15 protein-coding genes are annotated in these 19,260 nt (G+C 69.7%); 7 read left to right on the top strand and 8 right to left on the bottom strand.

Annotated features, from left to right (window positions below; translation table 11 throughout):
• The first annotated feature begins 10 nt into the window (after nucleotides 1-10).
• Nucleotides 11-1,198, top strand: coding sequence for a DUF6716 putative glycosyltransferase (locus J2853_RS05590; protein WP_307555627.1), 1,188 nt, complete (start codon nucleotides 11-13; stop codon nucleotides 1,196-1,198).
• Between the two features lie 187 nt (nucleotides 1,199-1,385).
• On the opposite strand, the gene J2853_RS05595 is transcribed toward J2853_RS05590, so the two are convergent.
• The 6 genes from J2853_RS05595 to J2853_RS05620 form a co-directional block, all read right to left on the bottom strand.
• Complete coding sequence (locus J2853_RS05595) at nucleotides 1,386-2,672, bottom strand: alpha-2,8-polysialyltransferase family protein (protein ID WP_307555629.1); 1,287 nt, start codon at nucleotides 2,670-2,672, stop codon at nucleotides 1,386-1,388.
• Complete coding sequence (locus J2853_RS05600; RefSeq protein ID WP_307555631.1) at nucleotides 2,672-3,598, bottom strand: glycosyltransferase family 2 protein; 927 nt, start codon at nucleotides 3,596-3,598, stop codon at nucleotides 2,672-2,674. Before J2853_RS05600 ends, J2853_RS05595 begins: the two co-directional genes overlap by 1 nt.
• A gap of 314 nt (nucleotides 3,599-3,912) precedes the next feature.
• A complete protein-coding gene (locus J2853_RS05605) occupies nucleotides 3,913-5,970 on the bottom strand; it encodes an N-acetylneuraminate synthase family protein (protein WP_307555633.1) in 2,058 nt (685 codons plus the stop codon).
• Between the two features lie 239 nt (nucleotides 5,971-6,209).
• Complete coding sequence (locus J2853_RS05610) at nucleotides 6,210-7,172, bottom strand: alpha/beta hydrolase (RefSeq protein ID WP_307555635.1); 963 nt, start codon at nucleotides 7,170-7,172, stop codon at nucleotides 6,210-6,212.
• Between the two features lie 104 nt (nucleotides 7,173-7,276).
• Nucleotides 7,277-8,119 carry a bifunctional 5,10-methylenetetrahydrofolate dehydrogenase/5,10-methenyltetrahydrofolate cyclohydrolase gene (locus tag J2853_RS05615; protein ID WP_307555637.1) on the bottom strand — a complete coding sequence of 281 codons (843 nt, stop codon included), beginning with the start codon at nucleotides 8,117-8,119 and terminating at the stop codon, nucleotides 7,277-7,279.
• On the bottom strand, nucleotides 8,116-8,736 hold the full coding sequence (locus J2853_RS05620) for a cyclodeaminase/cyclohydrolase family protein (RefSeq protein ID WP_307555639.1): 621 nt from the start codon (nucleotides 8,734-8,736) through the stop codon (nucleotides 8,116-8,118). The genes J2853_RS05615 and J2853_RS05620 overlap by 4 nt, the downstream gene beginning before the upstream one ends.
• Nucleotides 8,737-9,008: 272 nt before the next feature.
• Between J2853_RS05620 and J2853_RS05625 the strand changes: the two genes are divergently transcribed.
• The gene (locus tag J2853_RS05625) at nucleotides 9,009-9,629 is read left to right on the top strand and encodes a pentapeptide repeat-containing protein (protein WP_307555641.1); all 621 of its coding nucleotides are present in this window, start codon (nucleotides 9,009-9,011) and stop codon (nucleotides 9,627-9,629) included.
• 373 nt (nucleotides 9,630-10,002) lie between these two features.
• Nucleotides 10,003-11,430 carry an AAA family ATPase gene (locus tag J2853_RS05630; RefSeq protein ID WP_307555643.1) on the top strand — a complete coding sequence of 476 codons (1,428 nt, stop codon included), beginning with the start codon at nucleotides 10,003-10,005 and terminating at the stop codon, nucleotides 11,428-11,430.
• Between the two features lie 132 nt (nucleotides 11,431-11,562).
• On the opposite strand, the gene J2853_RS05635 is transcribed toward J2853_RS05630, so the two are convergent.
• Complete coding sequence (locus tag J2853_RS05635) at nucleotides 11,563-12,723, bottom strand: ISAs1 family transposase (RefSeq protein WP_307555645.1); 1,161 nt, start codon at nucleotides 12,721-12,723, stop codon at nucleotides 11,563-11,565.
• 209 nt (nucleotides 12,724-12,932) lie between these two features.
• Here J2853_RS05635 and J2853_RS05640 point away from each other — a divergent pair, with 209 nt between their 5' ends.
• Both J2853_RS05640 and J2853_RS05645 read left to right on the top strand, forming a co-directional pair.
• The gene (locus tag J2853_RS05640) at nucleotides 12,933-13,475 is read left to right on the top strand and encodes a DUF4276 family protein (protein ID WP_307555647.1); all 543 of its coding nucleotides are present in this window, start codon (nucleotides 12,933-12,935) and stop codon (nucleotides 13,473-13,475) included.
• 201 nt (nucleotides 13,476-13,676) lie between these two features.
• Entirely contained in the window at nucleotides 13,677-14,186 is a 510-nt protein-coding gene (locus J2853_RS05645) for a GNAT family N-acetyltransferase (protein ID WP_307555649.1), read from the top strand.
• 215 nt (nucleotides 14,187-14,401) lie between these two features.
• Here J2853_RS05645 and J2853_RS05650 read toward each other — a convergent pair whose 3' ends face one another.
• Nucleotides 14,402-15,367 (bottom strand): serine hydrolase domain-containing protein, encoded by a 966-nt coding sequence (locus J2853_RS05650; protein WP_307555651.1) that lies wholly within the window; start codon nucleotides 15,365-15,367, stop codon nucleotides 14,402-14,404.
• A 367-nt stretch (nucleotides 15,368-15,734) separates the two neighbouring features.
• Between J2853_RS05650 and J2853_RS05655 the strand changes: the two genes are divergently transcribed.
• Nucleotides 15,735-16,961, top strand: coding sequence for a beta-ketoacyl-[acyl-carrier-protein] synthase family protein (locus J2853_RS05655; protein ID WP_307555653.1), 1,227 nt, complete (start codon nucleotides 15,735-15,737; stop codon nucleotides 16,959-16,961).
• A gap of 145 nt (nucleotides 16,962-17,106) precedes the next feature.
• The gene (locus tag J2853_RS05660; RefSeq protein WP_307555656.1) at nucleotides 17,107-19,155 is read left to right on the top strand and encodes an ATP-binding protein; all 2,049 of its coding nucleotides are present in this window, start codon (nucleotides 17,107-17,109) and stop codon (nucleotides 19,153-19,155) included.
• Nucleotides 19,156-19,260 lie beyond the last annotated feature (105 nt).

Genomic DNA, 19,260 nt, shown 5'->3' on the forward strand with positions numbered 1-19,260 from the left:
GGTCCTGGCCGTGGCCGACTCGGATTCGTACCTGAAGTGGGCGGCCTGCCTGCTCCGAGACCTGCCCTCGGGCTGCGAGACGGAGCTGGCGGTGATACGCACTCCCATCACCCCCTCTCCGGCCCAGATCCACGCCGCCGTCGACGGCTCGGCGGCCGATCCGCCCGTGCTCTCGGCCCGCGCGCTGCGCCGGACCGCGGAGCGGTTCCGGCCCGACGTGATCCTGGTGTCCTGCACCGGACCCGTGGTGGACGTGCTGGTCGCCGAGGTGCTCGCCGGGCTCCAGCCCAGGCCGGTGTTCGTCTCCGGGCTGCCGGGCATCTCCATTCCCGCGACCGAGAAGGCGTGGCTGTTCCGGAGCGGGTGCGAGCTGTTCGTGCTGCACAGCGGGCGGGAGGTCGAGGAGTTCTCGGCGATCGGCCGTGAGCTGGGCGGGGGCGGCGCCGTGGGACTGGCCAGACTGCCGTTCCTGCGGACCAGCGCGGAGGTTCCCGTCACGGGGCCGCGCAACCGGGTGGTGTTCGCGACCCAGGCCAAGGTGCCCAAGCGCAAGGAGGAGCGCGAGCGGATCCTGCTCGCCCTGGCCGCCCTGGCCGAGCGGCGGCCGGACCTGGACGTGGTGGTCAAGCTCCGCGCCCTGGACACCGAGCGCCAGACCCACAACGAGCGCTATCACTACCAGCGCCTGTGGCAGGCGCTGGCCGACGACGGCCGGGTGCGTCCCGACGGGGTGCGTTTCGCGGTGGGGCCCATGCACGAGCACCTGGCTCACGCGAGCGGGTTCGTCACGGTCAGCTCGACCGCCGCCCTGGAGGCGATCGCCCAGTCCGTGCCGCTGCTGGTGCTGTCGGACTTCGGCGTCGGGGCGGAGATGATCAACCTGGTCTTCGAGGGCAGCGGCCTGCTGGGAACCCTCGACGACCTGGCCAATGGACGTTTCCTGAACCCGGACGAAGCCTGGTGCCGGGCCAACTACTTCCACCCCGGTGGCGAGAGCGACTGGGTCTCCCGGATGGTCTCCCTGGTCGGTCAGGCCCGTTCCGGACGCCTCGTCCCCGCCACGTCGCTGCTCGACGGCCCGCAGTTCGCCGCCGCCCGCCGCCGCGCCCGCCTGCGCGTGGAGGTCCCGCCCAACGTGCTGCGCGTCGGGTACCGGGCCAAGCGGCGCATGCGCCGTTACCTGAAGGTGCTCGGCTGAGGGCGGCGCGTCTCCCGGAGGCCGTACGGGTGAGTGAGGGTCGTCACGGCCGCCGACCGGACAATTGAAGATCCATGCGGGGGAGGCGCGCGGTCCGGCAGGGTTCGGGACGGGCGCCTCCCTCGCGAAGGACCGCCTCCTTCGCGAAGGACCACGGACGAGGCCTGACCCGCGGGAAGGAAGCGGATCAGGTGAGCGTCTTGGAAAGACGGCGGCGGAGCCTGCTCAGCGTGCCGGGCTCAGAGGGCGGTGGGGCCGAAGCGGCGGGGGTCTGGATCAGTTCCAGGGCGGCCAGGCGCCGGCGCTTGAAGTAGCGGGCGGGGCCGTGGGCGTCCACGTAGGCGGCGGCCGGCTCGCGCAGCCCCGGGTGGATCTCGCTCTGCATGCAGTAACCGACCGCGCCGACCAGGGCCCCGAGGTCCACCGGCGGTGGCTCCTCCAGGGATCCGTCCGCTGACATGCGCGGTAACAGGGCGTCGGTGATCGTGACCGGGATGCGGTTGCTGTTCTCGTACGGGGTGAGCCGTTCCAGGACCAGCTCGCCGCCCATCGTCGCCACCGGCAGGCCGAACTGGCGCCGGGCGGTGATCAGAGCGGTGGAGAAGCAGCCGACCACCAGCTCGGGCCGCAGCGCCGCGAAGCACGACTCGGCGGGAACGGTCTCCGGCACGGTGGTCAGCTCGACGCCCATTTCCCGGGCCGTCTCGCGCAACTGCTGGGCGTGCCGCCGCCCGGCGGCCGGGTGCGGCTTGAACAGCACGGCGCCGAATCCCCGGGCGACCAGGCCGCGCAGCATGTCGGCGTGGAGCCCGGCCTCCTCCTCGGGGGTGACGATGCCGAGCGCGGAGAGGTACTGGCCGAGAATCATCGGCCGACCGGCGGGCAGACCTCCGGCGACGGGCTCGATCACGTTGAGGAACGCCTCGTCGGAAAGGGTCTCCGCGGGCACGCCGTACTCCGCGAGCAGCAGGGGCGTCAGGCCGGGCACGAGGTCGAGGTGGAGCAGGCGGGTGATCCGGCCCGAGATCTCCTGCGGTAGGGGGTCGCGGGTGGGACCGTAGCTCATCAGGCCGTCGGAGTAGACCGTGATCGGGCAGTCCTTGATCAGGCCGGCGAGGGTCCTGGACGGAGGCACCGCGATCGACTCCAGCACCAGCTCGTCGGGGCCTTCTCCGAGGGAGAGATGCGACCGCAGGAAGCGGCTCAGCATCGGAACCTCGATGATCCGCGCCTTCCAGTCCGACGGGTGCAGCGGGGCCACGATGTCGTTCCACGACCAGACCTCGTCGAAGCGCGGGCGCAGCGCGGCGAAGCCGGGGGCCTCGTCCAGGGGCGGGGTGACCTCCGGGATGGCCGCGTTGTTGGACACCAGCAGGAGCCGGCGGCCCTTGCGCGGCCCGAAACGGCCCTCGTCGATCGCCGCCGCCAGCGTCATCGCGCCGAACAGGGTCGAGGCGTAGAACAACTGCGTCATCAGGCCTCCAGCAGTCTCTGCAGGATCTGGTCGCGTTCCGGGTCCAGGCGGGTCGCGGCGAGCAGGTCCTGGGGCAGACGCCGCAGGAACTCGACACCGCGTTGCTCGAAGCGTGTACGGAGGTCGGGGGAGAAACGGTCGCTCAGTTCCAGGTGGTGGGCCAGAAGCGCGCAGAACGTGCGCACCGCCTTGGGGACGAACTCCTCCTCCAGGTCCGCCAGGACCATGTCGAAGGCGTCGAAGAAGTGCAACTGCCGGGCGTCGCCGGTCTGGGTCAGCGAACCGGACACCATCCGCCGGTAGAAGAGCCCGGCCAGCGAGACCACCGCGAACGAGCCGGCCTGGCGGTGCAGCCGCCAGATCCACGGCCGGTCCTCGGCGGTGTGCAGGTGCCCGGGGAAGGTCAGCAGGTCGCCCAGGTCGCGGCGGTAGATGCCGGCCCAGGCGTAGGGGTAGTCGACCATGGTCTTCACGGCGGCGGGCAGGATGTGGTCGCGTGGCTTCAGCACCGTCTCGCGGGTGGCCAGCGGCGCCCGGTGGACGACCCGCCTGCGGCCCTCGACCTGGACGTGGTCGACCCGGACGAAGTCGCAGCCGAGCCGTTCGATCGCCTCGACCAGGTCGCCGAGGTAACCGGGCGCCAGCCAGTCGTCACCGTCCATGAAGGTCAGGTAGCGGCCGGAGGCCAGGGACAGCCCGAGGTTGCGGGCGTCCGCGAGCCCGACCGGGGTCTCGTTCCGCAGGACGACCAGACCGGGTAGATCATTGCGGAAATCCTCGATGATCTGGCCGGTGGCGTCCACCGATCCGTCGTCCACCACGATGAACTCGAAGTCCCTGTGCGCGTTCCTGGCGAGCGAGGCGAGCGCGTCGGAGATGTAGAGCTCGGCGTCCCGCACCGGGACGACGATGGACAACTTGATCAAGTTTTCCTTTCCCCTCGAAGTCGAGTCGGCCGCGACACACGGTGTCGCCGTCTACGCGTCACCATCCAAGAGCCACGTGTCGCGGGCCGCACGGTGACATGGCCTGCGAGCTACGTCTTGCCGTCCACACGGTGACGAGGTCTGTGAAACCACACGTCGCCGCTCGTACCGTGACGCTTTCCGTGAACCGGGCGCCATCCCGTGGGCGGCGACGCGGTCCACGGGTCACCCGCGATGGGCGGACGGCGACGCGGCCCGAAGCCGGGCGTCGCCGTCCACGCGGCGCGGGTGACCTACGAACCGGGCGTCACCGTTCACACGGTGACGCGGCGCAGACGCGACTTGGGGGCCACCTCGCCGGGGAAGACCCGCTTGATGCCGTCGCCCAGAGCCGTCTCGATGATGCGGATGTCACGGACCAGGTGCTCGAGTCCGGCCGGCTCCAGCGAGGCGGCGTGGTCGGAGCCCCACATCGTGCGGTCCAGTGTGATGTGCCGCTCCACGGTCACCGCGCCCAGGGTCACCGCGGCCAGCGAGATCTGCAGGCCGCGCTCGTGGCCCGAGTACCCGACCGGCACGCCGTACCGCTCCTGGAGGGTGACGATCGTGCGGAGGTTGGCCTCCTCGGGGGGAAGCGGGTAGGTGGAGGTGGCGTGCATCATCACCAGTTTGGAGGTGCCGAGGATCTCCACCGCCTGGTCGATCTCCTCCAGCGTGGACATGCCGGTGGACAGGATGAGCGGCTTGCCGGTGGCGGCGAGCGCGCGCAGCAGCTCCAGGTCGGTCACGCTGGCCGAGGCGATCTTGTGGGTGACCACGTCCATGGACTCGAGGAAGTCCACCGACGGCACGTCCCACGGGGAGGCGAACCAGTCCAGGCCGCGCTCCTTGCAGTACTGGGCGATCTCGGTGTACTCCTTCAGGCCGAACTCGGTCCTGATCTTGTACTCCATGTAGGTCATCTCGCCCCACGGCGTCTGCCGGATCTGGTCGCGCTGCTCCAGCGGCACGCAGATCTCCGGCGTGCGCTTCTGGAACTTGACCGCCTGGCAGCCGGCCTCGGCGGCCACGTCGATCAGCTTGCGCGCGATGTCCAGGTCGCCGTTGTGGTTGATGCCGATCTCAGCGATCATGTAGACCGGCTGGCCGGTGCCGACCAGCGCGTCGCCGATCTGGACCGGCTTCGCGACCGGCGTGAGCCGCAGCTCGGCGCGGGGCGCGGGCGCGGTCACGACCTCGTTCACCGGGCGGGCCGCGAGGACCCGGTCGCACAGCTCCCGCACGGCTCCCGCCCCACCGGCCTTGGTGAGCACGACGCGGGCGGCGGCGCGGACCTTGGGGTGGGCGTCGGGGACCGTGATGGGCCAGCCGACGTCGCTCATCGGGCCCAGGTCGTTGACGTCGTTGCCGATGTAGGCGACGCGCGCCGGGTCCAGCCCCTCGATGGTCAGCCAGTCGCGCAGCACGGTCCGCTTGTCGGTCAGGCCCTGCAGGACCGGCACGCCGAGCTTGCGGGCGCGGGCCGCGACCACCGGGTTCTGCTCGGTGGACATGATCATCAGCTTGACGCCCGACCGGCGCAGCAGGGAGATGCCCATGCCGTCGGAGCGGCTGACCGCGACCATCTCGTGGCCGTCCTGGTCGATGTAGGCGCGGTCGTCGGTGTGCACGCCGTCGAAGTCGGTGATCACGGCGTCGACGTCGATCGGCTCGGGCCGGTCCACGAAGGGCGCCAGCGCGCGGACCATCTCCAGGTCCTCGGGGTTGTCCACCTCGATGGCGTGCCGCGACGGCACCGGCTGAACGGCGACGGAGCCGAAGAAGCGGTGGCCGTGCTCGCGCAGGCCCTCGGTGCGCATCACGTAGAACGCGCCGGTCTCACGGAAGTGCGGCTCGCGGTCCTGGCGGCGCGGGCGGAACGACGGGTCGTGGTTGACACCGGCGCCGTTGGCGCTCCACAGGAACTCGTGCGTCTCCAGCCCGGAGAACACCACGTCGGCGGTGCCGTCCAGGACCTTGGTGATCGCGGTGTCCAGATCGGCGGGATCGATGAACGCGCTGGTGCACTGGACGAGGATGACCACGTCGGGAACGTCGGACATGTGGTCGAGCACGTGCAGGACCGCCGACTCGCTGGAAGCGGTCGCGCCGCTCAGCTCGCCCGGCCGGTCGATCACGGTTGCCCCGGCGGCGCGGGCGACCTCGGCGATCTCCGCGTGGTCGGTGCTGACCACGACCTCGTCGATCAGCTCGGCCCGCACACAGGCTCTCACCGCGCGGGCGACCAGGGGGGTGCCGCCCACCGCGGCCAGGTTCTTCAGCGGTACGCCCACTGAACCGCCACGGGCGGGAACAACAGCCAGGACTCGCAAGGTAGCTCCTCATGACATACGGCAAAGGCCCCTGAGCTGGGGTGTCTTAGGAACCTAGCCACGAGGGTGACCGGAAAGGGGGTTCTGAGCTGAACGTCCAGAGTCGTCCGGCTTAACTTTCCGCGCGACCGGGAACTCCACCATGAGCCGCCCGGCCGGGCGTCACCCGGCTTCCCCTGATCACGGAGCGAAGCGGCCGGGTGACCGGTCGTGGGACGTCGCCCGGCCGGGCGACGAGGTCAGAGGGCCGCGCCGATGGAGCCCATGAGCATGGGAAGCGCGCGTTCGAGGCCGCGGCGCCAGTAGGGCCAGGTATGCGTGCCGGGGCCGTAGAAGTCGGTCGTCACGTTGGCGCCGTTCGCCGTGGCGCGCTCGGCGAAGGTCACCGACTCCAGGAGCAGGGACGCCTCGCCCTCGTCCCGCGCGGTGGAGGAACCGTCGAGCGGGCCGGGGGAGCCGTCGCCGCTGGAGACGAAAAGCGGCATCCCGCGCAGCGCGGAGGTGAGGTCGGCCGGGTTGTGGGCGGCCCACTCGCGACCCCGCGGGGAGCCCCAGAGCTTCGCGGGGTCCTCGTCGTACTGGCCGAGCAGCCAGTCGACGCCGCCCTTGCCGTTGCGGGTGTGCAGCACACCGGAGAACGAGGCCGCCGACTGGAACATGCCCGGATGGCGCGCCGCGTAGGACATCGCGCCGAACCCGCCCATGGACAGCCCCGCCACGGCCCGCCGGTCCCCGGCGCCGTAGTCGCGCTCCAGGATCCGGCGAACCTCGGTGAGGTGGAAGGTCTCCCAGCCGGGCCCGTCCCGCCAGTCGGAGTAGAAGCCGACGGAACCGCCCTCCGGCATCACGACGATCGCCGGGTAGGGCGAGGTGAGCTCCGCGGCGGCCCCCTCGGTGACCCAGGTGTCGTATCTGGACTGGCAGCAGCCGTTCAGCAGGTACAGCACCGGCCACGGTCCCGAACCCGGCCTCCAGCCCTCGGGCAGCAGCACCCGGACCACACCCTCGCGGCCGAGCGCGGCGGAGGTGACGGTGAGTTCGTGATCACGCTCACTCAGGCGGTTCACCTGCACACCGCTCGTCGTCCCACCGCCTTTGGAAAGGCCGCCGGAGGAGAACGGCCACAGCACCGCGAGCAGTACGGCGACCACTCCCGCCCCTGCCAGAAGGAGCACTCCCAGACGCACGGTTGTACGGTTCACACGGCCAATCCTCGCCTGTCCGCGTGACCACGGGAAGCCCAACGGCACATCTGGGATATCGCCGGTGAGCGGGCGGCGGCCCGTACGGCCGGCCGGATCGCCGGTCAGCGGGCGGCGGCCCGTACGGTGTGCCGTAGCAGCAGCGCGGTGGTCACCGGACCGACGCCGCCCGGGACCGGGGTCAGCGCGCCGGCCCGCTCGGCGACGGAGGCCGCGTCCACGTCACCGACCAGGCCGCCGTCCTCGGTGGGATTGGTGCCCACGTCCACCACGACCGCACCGCGCCTGACGTACTCGGCGGTGATCAGCCCGGCCCGGCCCACCGCGGCGACCACCACATCGGCGGCGGAGGTGACGGCGGGCAGGTCGACGGTGCGCGAGTGGCAGACGGTGACGGTGGCGTTCCTGTCCAGCAGCAGGTGGGCGACCGGCTTGCCGACCACGAGGGAGCGTCCGACCACGGCCACGCGCAGGCCGGTCAACGCGATCCCGTGATGCTCCAGGATCGCGACCACGGCCTCGGCCGTCGCGGGGGCGAACGCCGGAAGCCCGGCGACCAGGCGGCCGAGGGACAGGGGGCCCGCGCCGTCCACGTCCTTCTCGAACGCGATGGCGGAGGCCAGATCCTCCAGCGCGGCCCCGGCGGGCAGCGGGGTCTGCAGGATGACGCCGTGCACCGTATCGTCGGCGCTGAGCTCGGACAGCCTCTCGCGGATCGCGCCGGCCGTGGCGTCGGCGCCCAGGTCGACGACGTCACAGGAGATGCCGGCCTTCTCCGCGGACCTGGCGATCGAGCGGACGTACCACGCGGCGGACTCATCCGCCGTGGCGACCACGACCGCGAGTCTCGGCGGCCTTCCGGCGGCGGTCAGCGCGGCGGCTTCGGCGGAGGTCTCGGCGCGGATCGCGGAGGCCAGATCCCTGCCGGACAGCACGGTGGCGGTCACGGGGCGATCTCCCGCCGGACGGCGGCGGTGACCCGCTCGGCGCGGGCGGCGATGTCGTCGACCTTCGCGGCCTCGGCGGCCAGCTCGGCGCGGGCCTTCTCGTCCTTCATGCCGCCGAGGTTGATCTCGACGTTGACGCGGGCGGTGGTCGCCGCCGCGCGTGCGGCCTCGGTGGCGGCGGCGATGTCGGTGATGACGTTGCGGTTGCCGATCGGCAGCAGCTCCTCGGCCAGCTCGACCGCGACCAGGGCGGCGGCGATGACCTCGGCCGGGGGTCTGCCCGCGCCGATCAGGGCCTTCGCGATGGCGGCCGAGCGGGCGGCCTTGGCCTCCTCGGTGTCCTTGGGAAGCTTGTAGGCCTCGGTGACGGCGGTGAACGCCGTCGCGTCGTCCTCGGCGAGCCGCAGCGCGGTGGCCCGCAGCTCGTCCGTCTCGAAGATGATCCGCTCGATCGCCTGCCGGTGGTCGGCGTACTTCTCGCCGGTGCTGTAGCGGGCGACCATGCCGAGCAGGGCCGCCGCCTGGGCGGCGTGCAGGGCCGCCGACGCACCACCGCCCGGGGCCGGCACGCGATCGGCGAGCCGGTTCAGGAAGTCACTGATCTTCTCGTCGCGCATGGGCGCTCGTCCTCCGGTCGGTGGGGTTACGACATGCCCGAAAATCCTCCCACGATCGAGGGCCGGCCACCGTGGTGACCACGCCAACCGGTTCGCCGAGCGGCCGGAGGAGAGGTGAGGTGCCTCGGTGAGGATTCTGTCGGTGGCGTGTGGGAGGTTGGCGGGCATGACTTGTTCCGTCCGCCGCACGCGTGGTGAGCGACCCCTTGATGAGCGGGCAGCGCACGTGCCCGGTCGGCTTCGCACGCCGGAGGCGCCCACGGAGTCCGGGCGTGGCTGAGCACGAACACGGCAGGCTCATGCCCGAGACCCACACGACCGTCCGGTCCGAAGACTGGGACAGCCGGGACCTCTCGGGAGAGAGCCACAGCCAGGTCGCCTTCGTCGACGTGGACATGACCGAGGCGACGGGCCAGGGCGCTGCCTTCTCCGGGTGCACCTTTCGAAACGTCCGGTTCAACGCCTCCGTGCACTCCGACGCCGCGTTCGTGAACTGCGCCTTCATCCGGTGCGCGTTCTTCGACGCCACCTTCACGGGATGCAAGTTCGTGGGCAGCGTGTTCGGTGACTGCACCTTCAACCTTCTGAAGGTCGCCGGCGGTGACTGGTCGTTCGTCGGGCTTTCCGGAGCCGATCTGCGTGGAGCCTCCTTCGCGGAGGTCCGGATGCGCGAGGCCGACCTCGCGGGCGCACGATGCCAGGGGGCCACGTTCCGCCAGGTCGACTTCGCCGGAGCCTCGTTCCGCGGCGCCGACCTCTCCCGCTGCGATCTCCGGGGAAGCGAGCTGTCAGCGCTTGACCCGCTCACCGTCGCGGTGAAGGGCGCGGTGATCGACCTCCAGCAGGCAGCCATGATCGCCACCGCGCTGGGCCTGGACGTGCGCTCCATATAAGAGGCGTCCCCCGGCGGTTCCAGACGACCCGGATCCCGCGCTTCATCCTTACCGGCGGAGAAACCCCCACCACCGCCACTACGCCGAATACCGATGAAGATCGGCGGCTTCGGGCGACTCGCCCGACCGGGTCATGGAAGTTCCGGCGATCATGGGGCTGAAGGAGTTACGGCCGCCGATCTGCTCGGTGCCCTACGAACCGGGTCTGGATACTGAGTAAAGATGATCGCAGCGGAGCGTCGTAGGAGAACGCTACGCTCGACGTGATCGCCTGTGAGATCGGCAACGACCTCGAAGCCACGCTCGCCGAGTGTGAAGGTGCTCGAGTGGGCGAATTCTGAGGATGATTCTGGTGAGTAGGTGGTGATGGACTATGTTGACCAGGCTTGAGGTGCAGGGATTCAAGAACCTGCTGGATGTTCGCGTGGACTTCGGCCCGTTCACCTGCATCGCGGGGGCGAACGGCATCGGGAAGTCCAACGTGTTCGACGCCATCGAGTTCCTGTCCTATCTGGCCACGGATACTTTGGTGGAAGCTTCTCAGCGAGTCCGTGGTGCCTCTGGTATACGGGGGGGTGATCCTCGGGATCTCTTCTGGGACGGATACAGGGACCATCCGCGACGCATCTCGCTGGCTGCGGAGATGATCGTTCCCTCAGAGGTAGAGGACGATCTTGGGGCTCCGGCAAAGCCGACGACGACTTTTCTACGCTACGAACTCGAGCTGGAATACATTCCTCCTGAGGGGGAGAGCAGCGTAGGGCGGCTGATTCTGGCCCGGGAGGAGCTCCATCACATCAATCGTGGAGATGCGGGAAAACATCTTCGCTTCCGGCACAGTGCCAAGAATTTCCGGAACGCCGTGGTGCTAGGTCAACGCAGAGGCGGAGCTTTCCTGTCCACGGAGAAACGAGACAGCGGCACCGTTATCAACGTCCATGGTGATGGGGGGAGCTTCGGCAAGCCGCAGCCGCGGGCTGCCGCCAGAGCCGGTCGGACAGTTCTCAGCACGGTGACTACGAATGACTATCCGACGATTCTGGCCGCTCGTAGGGAGATGCAGAGTTGGCGTCGTCTGGCGCTGGAGCCATCAGCTCTGCGCGCGCCTGACAGTTTCGGTGACTCCCGAACCCTTGGAGCGGATGGCCGCCACCTGGCCGCGACCCTCTTTCGCATCGCCAATGAGAGTGGACGGCTGGCGGGAGCACCTGACGCTGATGCTGTTTACGCGCAGGTTGCCGACCGATTGTCGGATCTTGCTGCGGTCGGGGTGGAAAGCCTACGTGTCGAGCCAGACCCGGTTCGTGAGGTCTTCACGCTTTTCCTGCAGGAACGGGGTGGTCTTCGTCTGCCGGCCAGAGCACTTTCCGAAGGAACTCTTCGCTTCCTGGCGCTGTGTGTCCTGCTTGAGGATCCGACGGTGACCGGCCTTATCTGCATGGAAGAGCCTGAAAATGGCATCCATCCAGCCAATCTTCCAGCCATGGTGGATCTGGTTCGAGACCTGGCGGTGGATCCACAAGAAGCACCTGACGCTGCGAATCCGTTCAGGCAGGTCATCATCAATACACATGCCCCGGGTGTTGTGCAGTTGTGCGATTCTGCAGACCTGCTGCTGGCCGAAGGGCGCTCCTTGCGCGCTTCGAACGGATCGATGACTACGGCTCTCTCCCTTGTTCCCTTCAGCGGATCATGGAGAGCGACATCGGGTGAAGCTTCGTTTTCCGAGGGTGATGTGGTCGCTTATCTTGTTGCGCCTCCCGGTGCTCAACTTCGTCTGCCTTTGGATGTGGTCGGGTGAGCTTACGATTGTTCAGAGGTTTGTTCGTGGCTGAGGGAAGTTCGGATCTGCCACTTGCTGATCTCGTTGAATCTCTGTTTGTCGACAGGGGTGTGACCAGGGCCCCGGCAAAGTCGGTTGGGCGGCTCTTGATCATGTGAGGCCGAGGAGGGCCAGAGGGCGGGTGGCGTCTCGGGAGAGGTGCCGGATGGCCTGGGCGAGGTTGGTCGCGCCGGTCAGGCGCAGAACGCCGATGGCGAGGTTGCGCAGGGCGGCCATGTTGCGGGGTGCGTTGCCGGTGCGGGCTTGGGAGTGGTCCTCGCCGTAGGTGACGTCGCGGACGTAGTGGAGCCGATTTTCGATGCTCCAGTGGCCGCGGATCCATGCGGCGAGGTCGGCGGGGCTGGCCTGCCAGGTGGGCAGGCTGGTGATGGCGTAGACGGTCACGGTTCGCCATTTGCCCTGCTTCAGATCCCTGACCTGGCGTTTGATCTGCATGGCTTGGACAGCGTGCGGGAAGAGCAGGCCGGCTTTGACGGTGAGCACCTTCAGCGTGCGGCGTTCCTCGCGGCCGTGTCCGCGATCGCGCCGGCGGTCGGCAATGGGGACCCGTTTCCACAGCAGGCGTTTGAGCTGGGTGTGCAGGCTGGGCTGATTCTTCTTCACGATCAGTATGTAATGGGCGTTCTTCTTGGTCACCAGGAAGGTGGCATGATCGCGCTGGGTGTGCAGCGCGTCGGCGGTGAGGACACATCCGTCCAGGTCAAGACCTTCCAGCAGGGGCTGGAATCGGGTGATCTCGTTCGTTTTGCCGTCCACGTCGGTCTGGGCCAGCACCAAGCCGGAGTTGTGATCGAAGGCGGCCAGCAGGTGCACGGTGCTGTGTTCGGCCAGGCGAGCACCGCGTAGCGCCTTGCCATCCACCGCGATGGCCTGGCGTTGTCGGCCGCGCCCGGATGTCGGGGCGCTTTCGGCGTGTATCTGCAGGCGGGCGGTCAGCCACCCAGTGAGGATCGCATCGAGCATGTCGGCGTCGACAACCTCCAGCAACCGGCGGATCGTCGCCTCGTGTGGTGGCCGATGAGCTCCGATCACGGGGTCGCGTCTGACCTCCAATATGGCCTGGACCTGGACTGGAGCATCAGCGATCCATTCGCCGATCGCGGTGAAGGACCGCGCTCCGGCCAGGACCGCCGCTGCGGCCACTGCCAGTACCGAAGCCAGCGCGTGTCGGATCCCGCGTCGATCGCGCGGATCGGGAACCTGCCGTAACTGATCCAGCAGGCTGGCGTACTCGGCGACTACGACGGGCATGGAGTCGCAGCTCACTTCGGCCAGTTGGTTCAGGGCAGGGTTGATCGGCAATGATGAGGGGGCAGGCACGGCCTTCTCTGATCATTTGGCGTAGAGAACCTCATGATCTCGAAGATCGTGCCTGCTTGCTTACCGGCCGGCTTCGCGTCCGTCACTCCGCGAACCGGACATCACATCATTCAACGCCACTATGCCGGGGCCCTGGGGGTGTGACGCTCAGGCTGAGCAAACCGGACTTCTCGCTTCTCGACAAGGTCCCCAAGGATGTCAGGTCGCGTGTGACAGTCGGCATGAAACTGTTGCGAGACCCTGTTGATCTAGTTGTTGTGCACCGTGATGCCGACAATGTGGGGCATGAGGTCCGCCAAAGCGAGATCGAAACCGCCGTTCGGGAGGCGGGTGTCACCTCCTCGGTCATGCCGGTGATACCAGTGCGCATGACCGAGGCATGGCTGCTGCTCGACGAGAGCGGAATACGCCAGGTGGCAGGCAATCCGCGTGGACGGAAGGACCTCAGGCTTCCCAAGGCCCATGAGATTGAGAATGTCGCCGATCCTAAGCATGTGCTCAAGGAATGCCTCGTCAATGCGGCTGACGTGTCTGGGCGACGTCATGATCGCATCACGAAACGTTTCTTTCAACATCGCCGCCAGCTCCTGGAGAGGCTGGACTGCACGGGGCCGGTCTCGGGGCTGCCTAGTTGGAAGCGGTTGGTCGCAGACATTGATGCGGTTGTTGAACAGTGGAAATGAAGCAGGTCTCGGTTCCCCTTATGTTCGAGACATGGACCTGATCAATCGGAGCGCTGGACACCTCGGTACAGGCGCTCAGCGGCTGCGGTGTCATGTCCCGATGCGGGGACGATCGTAAGTCACCCAGCCGCAGGGCACGATGCACTTCATTGCATCATCTATGTCTCTGCGCCAAAAATCACCGGAGGAATGGCCCTCACGATGTCGCCTGTCTGGATCACTCGGCCCGAGGCTGAGCGGGACGTCCCCGCGATCCGCGAGGTCACTCTCAGTGCGTTCCCCACCTCGCTGGAGGCCGACCTCGTCGAGGCGCTGCGTGCCGATCCGGCGTGGCGGCCCGGCCTGTCCATCGTGGCCGAAGACACCGGCGGCACCGTCGTCGCCTACTCGTTGCTCACCCGCTGTCACGTCGGCGACGTCCCTGCCCTGGCACTGGGCCCCTGCGCCGTCCTGCCGCATCACCAGAGGCGGGGCGCGGGTTCGGCCGCGATCAGGGCCTGTCTCACCGCTGCCCGTGCGATGGGTGAGAACCTCGTCCTCGTGCTCGGCCACCCCGAGTACTACCCGCGGTTCGGGTTCACCCGGGCCTCCGCCTACGGGATCCGCCCGTCCTTCGAGGTTCCCGACGCGGCGATGATGGTGCTCGTGTTCGACGACACCCTCCCAGTGCCGGGCGGCACCATCGTCTACCCGCCGCCGTTCGGCGTCTGATCCATCCAAGTCTGTTCGTCCGGGCCTTTCCCGGTGAAGGGCCGATGCCGCCAACCTGGAGACGGCGACGGCTTCGGCCGGTGTCACCGCGGCGGTCGGTCGGAGTCCACGGGTGCTCCTCGTAGCCGGAGCTGCGATCGTCCTGCTCCCGGTCGCGGTGGTCGTGCTCGACCGGCACGTCACTTCCCGGCGATCCGCCAAGGCGCGGACGCCTCTCAGGGTTCGATCCCCGCCAGGACCACCTCCTCGAGCACGACCGAGGCGGTCGGCTGGTCGGGCAGGTTGTACTGTCCCGCGGTGACGGCGACCACGAGGTCCAGCGCGGGCGCCACGTAGATCCGCTGGCCGCCGTTGCCGAACCCGCCCGCCCACGTGTCGCCCACGTACCAGTGATAGCCGTAGTGGGAACCCTCGTCGATCCGCACGCGCGGGCGCAGCGCCGCCTCCATCCAGGACGAGGGCACGACGCCGCCGCCCCCGTCGAGCACCAGCCGCCCGATCGCGAGAAGGTCGCGAGGGGTCAGCCGCAACCCGGAGGCCGCCAGGGCCACCCCGTCCTCACCGGTCGACCACTCGAAGCGCGTGATCCCCAGCGGCTCGAACAACCTGGCGCGCGCGTAGTCCTCCACCGCTCGCCCGGTGCCCTTCTCGATGAGCCGCGCCAGCAGCGCCGAAGCGCCTCCGCAGTAGGACCGCCGGCTGCCCGGCTCGTCCACGACCGGCCGCTCCAGGATGTAGCGGAAACGGTCGGGCGCGAGTTCCATCGCGATCTCGCTGTTGGCCGCGCTCGTGTAGGGAGCGCTCTCGTCCCATTCCAGGCCGAGCGTCATGGTGAGCGCGTGCTCGACCGTCAGCACGGCGCGCCGGGGGTCCTCCGCGAGGTCCGGATACTCGGGGAAGTGCCGCAGCAGGGGCTCGTGCGGTTGCGGCACCTGACCGTCGGCCAGGGCGATGCCGTACAGGAGGCCGACGACGCTCTTGGTGACCGAGCGGACGTCGTGGAGCGTGTCGGGGGTGAAGCGCACGTGGCCGAGTGACTCGTTCATCCTGAAGTCCTCGCCCTCACCGTAGTGCTCGAGGATCACCCGGCCGTGGCGGACGGCGACGGCGGCGTGGAGATCGGGCACCCGGCCCTGTTCGATGGCCCGGACGAGGAGGTCCGGGGGTGTCTGGCTGTTCATGATCTGTTTATACGGGCTGCCACCGTGTCAGTATCAACCTCTTTTCCGGACGGTCCGCCGATCGCGGAGGGCCTCGGAGACCGGCCCTGTCCGGGCGGTGGGATCGGAACGCCGACGGGCGCCGCCTCGGTGGCCGCCGAGATGAGGGGCCGCCGGCGCGCCCGGTGGCCGATCCATCCGGTGAGCTCTCTTTCGGCCGGGCTTTTTGGCGCCGCCGAGGCGATGATCGTGACATTGCCGACAAATCTCTCGTGACATTTTCGTCGGTCGGGCCACCTGGCCGGGTGAACGTGCCCTGACAGGGTTGTGCCGGGACGCCTTTGCGGTATCGCTCACGGTGGCGTTCCCGGAGATGAGGGAGTCGTCGATGGGGGACGGGATGAGGGCGGGTGCCTCGGTCACCGGGCTTGGCGCCACCACGCCGCTGGGCGGGGATGTGGCCTCGACCTGGAGCGGCATGCTGGAAGGGCGCTCCGGCATCGCCTCGATAGAGGAGGAGTGGGCGGAGGACCTGCCCGTGCGGATCGCCGGACGGATGAGAGTGGACCCCGCCGAGGTGCTGGGCCGGGTGAAGGCCCGGCGGCTGGACCGCTGCCAGCAGGCGGCCCTCGTCGCCGCGGGGGAGGCCTGGGCGGACGCCGGGGCCCCCGAGGTCGAGCCCGAGCGTCTGGCGGTGGTGATCGGCACGGGAGTCGGCGGGGTGCTGACCCTGCTCGCCCAGGACGACCTCCTTGAGGCGTCCGGGGCGCGGAAGGTCTCGCCGTACACGGTGCCCATGCTGATGCCCAACGGGCCCGCGGCCATGGTCAGCATCGAGTTCGGCGCCCGGGGCGGAGCCCACACGCCGGTGAGCGCCTGCGCCTCCGGAGCCGAGGCGATCGCGATGGGCCTGGACCTCATCCGCCTCGGCCGTGCCGACGTGGTGATCGCCGGTGGCGCCGAGGCGTGCGTGCATCCTCTCACCCTCGCCGGATTCGCCCAGGCCAGGGCCTTGTCCAGGCGCAATGACGCTCCGCGGGAGGCGTCCCGGCCCTTCGACGCCGGGCGCGACGGGTTCGTTCTCGGCGAAGGGGCGGCTCTGATGGTTCTGGAACGTGAGGGATTCGCCGCGGCTCGTGGAGCCCGGGCGCACGCCACGCTGGCCGGCGCGGGTGTCACCTCCGACGCCCATCACATCACCGCGGCCGACACGGGCGGGCAGGTGCGTGCGATGCGGTCGGCCCTGTCCTCGGCGGGACTGGACGCGTCCGACGTCGACCATGTGCACGCGCACGCCACCTCGACCCCGACCGGAGATCTGACGGAGGCCCGTTCGATCACCGAGGCGCTGGGGACGCGTCCCGTGGTCACCGCCACCAAGTCGATGACCGGGCATCTGTGCGGGGCCGCCGGGGCGATGGGCGCGATCGCCGCGATCCTCGCCGTCCGCGACGGGGCGGTCCCCGCGATCCTGAACCTGAACGACCCGGATCCCCAGATCGGGCTCGACGTCGTCACCGGGAGGCCGCGCCATGGCCGGTGGGCGGCGGCGATGGCCAATTCCTTCGGGTTCGGCGGGCACAACGCGTCCCTGGCCTTCACCACCGCCTCCTGAACCCGGCCTGCGACGGCGACCGCGAGGTCCGGCACGGGCGCCGGGCGGATCGGCCGTGCTCTCCGCGAGGTTCGAACCTCGCGGAGAGCACGGCCGGCGGTGGCGGAGGTGCGGAACCGTCGGTGCCCGGTGGCATCCTGGGGACGTGACGACCCATGCGGTGAGCCCCCTGTTCGTCGGGCGGGCGGATGAGCTGGCCGTTCTGGAGGAGACGCTCGCCCGTGTGCGCGCCGGGTCGGTCTCGACCGTGCTCGCCGGTGGCGAGGCCGGCGTCGGAAAGACCCGTCTCATCAGGGAGTTCGCCGAGCGGGCCGGTGACTGCCGGGTGCTCATCGGCGGATGTCTCGAGCTGGGCACCGACGGCCTGCCGTTCGCCCCGTTCACCGCGGTGCTGCGCAAGCTCGCGCGCGACCTCGGACACGAGGAGCTGGCCGCGCTGCTGCCCGGTGGCACGACGGGGGGTCTCGCCCGGCTGCTGCCGGAGTTCGGAGAGCCCGACAAGGACGGCGCCGAGACACGCTCCCGGCTGTTCGAGCAGGTGCTGGGCCTGCTGGAGCGGCTCGCCGGGCTCGCGCCGACGATCTTGATCATCGAAGACGCCCACTGGGCCGATCGCTCCACCCGCGACCTGCTGTCGTTCCTCGTCCGCTACCTGCGCCCCGACGCGCGTCTGCTGATCCTCGTCACCTACCGGTCCGACGAGCTCCACCGCCGGCATCCGCTGCGCCCGCTGCTGGCCGAGCTCGGCCGGGTCGACCAGGTCACCCGGTTCGATCTGCGGAGGCTGAGCCGTCGCGAGGTGGACGAGCAGGCCGCGAGCATCCTCGACAGGATGCCGGCCACCGTCGACATGGACCTGGTCTACGCCCGCAGCGAGGGAAATCCGTTGTTCGTCGAGGCGCTGCTGAGCGAGGGCGGCGAGGGCGCGGCGCTGCCCGACTCGCTGCGAGACCTGCTGCTGGCCAGCGTCGAGCGGCTGCCGGAGGAGACCCAGGAGCTGTTGCGGGTGGCCAGCGCCGGGGGAGCCAGGATCGAGCACGCGCTGCTCGCCGCGGTCGCCGGAGTCGACGACGACGCCCTCTCCCGGACGCTGCGCCCGGCGGTGGCGGGCAACGTGCTCGTGGTCGACGGCGAGGGCTACGCCTTCAGGCACGCCCTGATCCGCGAGGCCGTCCACGACGACCTGCTGCCCGGTGAGCGCACCCGCCTGCACACCCGCTTCGCCGAGGCGCTGGAGAAGGATCTCGCGATCCTGCCGGCTCCTCGGGGGGCCATCGAGCTGGCGCACCACTGGCATGCCGCGCACGACGCGCTCTGGGCGCTCGTCAGCGCGTGGCATGCGGCCGCCGCCGCCAGGAGGTCGGCGGCCTACGGCGAGCAGCTGCGGATGCTCGACAGGGTGCTGGAGCTGTGGGAGCGGGTGCCCGACGCGGCGGAGAGGATCGAGGCCGACCACGTCGACGTGCTGCGGCAGACCATCACCGTGGCGCACCTGGCGGGAGAGTTCGAGCGGGGGATCTCCCTCGCCAAGGCGGCCCTGCGCGAGATCGACACCGGCACCGACCCGATCCGCGCGGCCCGGCTGCTGAGACAGCGCGGGCTCGTCAGATACGACCTCAGCCGGCCGGGGTTCGTCGACGACCTGCGCACCGCCGTCCGGCTCGTGCCCGCCGACCCGCCGACGGCGCTGCGCGCCCAGGTGCTGGAGAACCTCGCGCGCGTGCTCCACGGTCGCGACACCTGGGCGGAGAGGAAGGCCCTGGCCGAGGAGGCCATGCGCATCGCCCACCAGATGGGTGACGACGTCACCGAGGCGCAAGCGCTCATCACGTTCACCTGGTCCCACCGACGCTTCTCCGAGGTGGAATCCCAGGTCGAGGGTTATGCGCGGGCATGGGAGATCGCGGGCCGGGCCGGCAGCTACAACGCGCTGCTGCGGGCCGCCATCTCCGAGTCCGACTCGCTCGAAGGGGCCGGGTGGCACGAGAAGGCCGCCGAGGTCGCCCGCAGGGGCATCGCGGACGCCGAGACGTACGGCCTGGCCCGCACCTCGGGCGCCTTCCTGGCGATCAACCTGGCCGAACCCCTGATCTCGCTGGGCCGCTGGGGCGAGGCGCTGCAGGTCGTCGAGCACGCCCTGGAGACCGCGCCGCCGTCGCCGCGGGGGAGCGCGAGAAGGCGGCCCGATACCTGACGCGGGCGGCCGAGCTCGCCGGTCACGTCGGCGCCGCGCCGCTCGCCGCCGAGATCGGTGACCTCGCCAGGCGGGCACGGATCCCGGTCGCCGGCGAGCCGTCCC

Origin of the sequence: Streptosporangium lutulentum, from assembly GCF_030811455.1 — a bacterium.
GTDB lineage: Bacteria > Actinomycetota > Actinomycetes > Streptosporangiales > Streptosporangiaceae > Streptosporangium > Streptosporangium lutulentum.

Excerpts from the sequence above, each read along its gene's own strand:
- J2853_RS05635 (WP_307555645.1), bottom strand. The coding sequence starts at position 12,723 with ATGCCCGTCGTAGTCGCCGAGTACGCCAGCCTGCTGGATCAGTTACGG.
- J2853_RS05630 (WP_307555643.1), top strand. The coding sequence starts at position 10,003 with ATGTTGACCAGGCTTGAGGTGCAGGGATTCAAGAACCTGCTGGATGTT.
- J2853_RS05655 (WP_307555653.1), top strand. The coding sequence starts at position 15,735 with ATGGGGGACGGGATGAGGGCGGGTGCCTCGGTCACCGGGCTTGGCGCC.
- J2853_RS05595 (WP_307555629.1), bottom strand. The coding sequence starts at position 2,672 with ATGACGCAGTTGTTCTACGCCTCGACCCTGTTCGGCGCGATGACGCTG.
- J2853_RS05620 (WP_307555639.1), bottom strand. The coding sequence starts at position 8,736 with ATGCGCGACGAGAAGATCAGTGACTTCCTGAACCGGCTCGCCGATCGC.
- J2853_RS05645 (WP_307555649.1), top strand. The coding sequence starts at position 13,677 with ATGTCGCCTGTCTGGATCACTCGGCCCGAGGCTGAGCGGGACGTCCCC.
- J2853_RS05650 (WP_307555651.1), bottom strand. The coding sequence starts at position 15,367 with ATGAACAGCCAGACACCCCCGGACCTCCTCGTCCGGGCCATCGAACAG.